The 244-nt window shown below is 42.6% G+C and carries 1 protein-coding gene; it reads right to left on the bottom strand.

All coding sequences use genetic code 11. From position 1 onward, the window contains the following. On the bottom strand, positions 1-244 hold a 244-nt coding region (locus tag AAEY72_RS16010), incomplete at both ends, for an N-succinylarginine dihydrolase (protein ID WP_352311650.1).

Below are 244 nucleotides of genomic sequence, written 5' to 3'. Positions count from 1 at the left end.
CAAATAATTCAACGCCAGCATGACCATATTCAGAACATAGTCGAGTATGATTAGCTGCTCCTTCATCACCAAAGCTTGCGTGTTCTGGCAAATGTTGATGATGCTTAAAATAGCGGTCGTTATTAAATGTCGCCTGCAAAATATTGCCGGTAGTGACAGGTTCAATACTGCGGTGTAATTTATCAACTAAATTAGCTGGGGTGAAGTGAACTTTACCGTCACAGGTGTCTGCACTGGGTGACAC

Source organism: Psychrobacter sp. W2-37-MNA-CIBAN-0211, from assembly GCF_040309405.1.
Lineage (GTDB): Bacteria > Pseudomonadota > Gammaproteobacteria > Pseudomonadales > Moraxellaceae > Psychrobacter > Psychrobacter glaciei.
Note: the sequence above shows the minus strand (reverse complement) of the source record. Positions and strands in the feature narration are given on the sequence as shown.